This window comes from Rhizobium leucaenae USDA 9039, assembly GCF_000426285.1.
Taxonomy (GTDB): Bacteria; Pseudomonadota; Alphaproteobacteria; order Rhizobiales; family Rhizobiaceae; genus Rhizobium; species Rhizobium leucaenae.
In genome coordinates, this window is the sequence record NZ_AUFB01000074.1 from 1 (window position 1) to 2500 (window position 2500).

The following is a 2500-nucleotide window of genomic DNA, read 5'->3' on the forward strand; positions in this document are numbered from 1 at the left end:
CCCCGCCATAACCACCAGGTCGGCAAAGCGCAACTTGTTTTGAGAAGCTGGATTTTTAAACACGTCGTTGGATGCGTTTCCGGACGAAGTCCGCAAGCGCAAGGCGCGTCACCGTCAGCGCAAATCGCTTTGCGATTTGTCGCGATACTGGTGCGCCGTCCGCAGCGCAGCGATCGAAGATCGCGACAGCGTGAGGACAAAAAGCTCGTCGAATTTATTCGATGAGCACTGGCAATGGGAACGATCAAGCCAATCGAGCTATTAGTACCGGTAAGCTTCATGCGTTGCCGCACTTCCACACCCGGCCTATCAACGTGGTCGTCTACCACGGCTCTGATAGGGAACACTCGTTTTCAGGTTGGTTTCCCGCTTAGATGCCTTCAGCGGTTATCCATTCCATATATAGCTACCCTGCTATGCCCTTGGCAGGACAACAGGTCCACCAGAGATATGTCCATCCCGGTCCTCTCGTACTAGGGACAGATCCTGTCAATATTCCTACACCCACGGCAGATAGGGACCGAACTGTCTCACGACGTTCTGAACCCAGCTCACGTACCGCTTTAATTGGCGAACAGCCAAACCCTTGGGACCTGCTCCAGCCCCAGGATGCGATGAGCCGACATCGAGGTGCCAAACAACCCCGTCGATATGGACTCTTGGGGGTCATCAGCCTGTTATCCCCGGCGTACCTTTTATCCGTTGAGCGATGGCCCTTCCACGCGGGACCACCGGATCACTATGACCGACTTTCGTCTCTGCTCGACTTGTCAGTCTCGCAGTCAGGCGGGCTTATGCCATTGCACTCGACGACCGATTTCCGACCGGTCTGAGCCCACCATCGCGCGCCTCCGTTACTCTTTCGGAGGCGACCGCCCCAGTCAAACTACCCACCATACACTGTCCCGGATCCGGATGACGGACCGCGGTTAGACATCCATGACGATAAGGGTGGTATTTCAAGGATGGCTCCACAAGAACTGGCGTCCCTGCTTCAAAGCCTACCACCTATCCTACACATGCCGACACGAATGCCAGTGTAAAGCTATAGTAAAGGTGCACGGGGTCTTTCCGTCTGACCGCAGGAACCCCGCATCTTCACGGGGAATTCAATTTCACTGAGTCTATGTTGGAGACAGCGGGGAAGTCGTTACGCCATTCGTGCAGGTCGGAACTTACCCGACAAGGAATTTCGCTACCTTAGGACCGTTATAGTTACGGCCGCCGTTTACTGGGGCTTCGATTCAGAGCTTGCACCCCTCCTCTTAACCTTCCAGCACCGGGCAGGCGTCAGACCCTATACGTCGTCTTGCGACTTCGCAGAGCCCTGTGTTTTTGGTAAACAGTCGCTACCCCCTGGTCTGTGCCACCCTCACATACTTGCGTACATAAGGGTCACGCTTCTTCCGAAGTTACGCGTGCAATTTGCCGAGTTCCTTCAACATAGTTCTCTCAAGCGCCTTGGTATACTCTACCTGACCACCTGTGTCGGTTTCGGGTACGGTCTATACGGTGGAGCTATTTCCTGGAACCGCGTCCCTGCAAGATCAATCCAATAAGACCTTACAAGTTGAGCAATCCGTCACTACCACCAGGCCCACGAATATTAACGTGGTTCCCATCGACTACGCGTGTCCGCCTCGTCTTAGGGGCCGGCTAACCCTGCTCAGATTAACTTTAAGCAGGAACCCTTGGTCTTTCGGCGAGAGGGTCTCTCACCCTCTTTATCGTTACTCATGTCAACATTCGCACTTCCGATACCTCCAGGATGCCTCACGGCTGTCCCTTCACAGGCTTACGGAACGCTCCGCTACCACTCCTCAAAGAGGAATCCTCAGCTTCGGTGCATGGCTTTAGCCCCGTTACATTTTCGGCGCAAAGACCCTTGACTAGACCAGTGAGCTGTTACGCTTTCTTTAAATGATGGCTGCTTCTAAGCCAACATCCTGGTTGTTTTGGGATCCTCACATCCTTTCCCACTTAGCCATGACTTGGGGACCTTAGCTGGAGGTTAGGGTTGTTGCCCTTTTCACGACGGACGTTAGCACCCGCCGTGTGTCTGCCTGATAGTACTCCCCGGTATTCGGAGTTTGGTTAGGATCAGTAAGACGGTGAGTCCCCATAGCCCATCCAGTGCTCTACCCCCGGGGGTATTCGTCAGACGCTCTACCTAAATAGATTTCGCGGAGAACCAGCTATTTCCGAGTTTGATTGGCCTTTCACCCCTAGCCACAAGTCATCCCAATCTATTGCAACAGATGCGGGTTCGGTCCTCCAGTTGGTGTTACCCAACCTTCAACCTGCTCATGGCTAGATCACTCGGTTTCGGGTCTAATGCAACAAACTATATCGCCCTATTCAGACTCGCTTTCGCTTCGCCTACACCTACCGGCTTAAGCTTGCTTGTTACACTAAGTCGTTGACCCATTATACAAAAGGTACGCCGTCACCCTTGCGGGCTCCGACTGTTTGTAGGTATCCAGTTTCAGGTACTATTTCA

The 2500-nt window shown here is 53.4% G+C and carries 1 protein-coding gene and 1 rRNA gene (1 of these 2 cut by a window edge); one reads left to right on the forward strand and one right to left on the reverse strand.

Annotated features, from left to right (window positions below):
* Positions 1 to 225 (forward strand): hypothetical protein (locus K290_RS38200; protein ID WP_210163782.1); only part of this gene is annotated, 225 nt, incomplete at its 5' end.
* 15 nt (positions 226 to 240) lie between these two features.
* Here K290_RS38200 and K290_RS0133035 read toward each other — a convergent pair.
* Positions 241 to 2500 (reverse strand): 23S ribosomal RNA (locus K290_RS0133035); it runs 704 nt beyond the window's last position.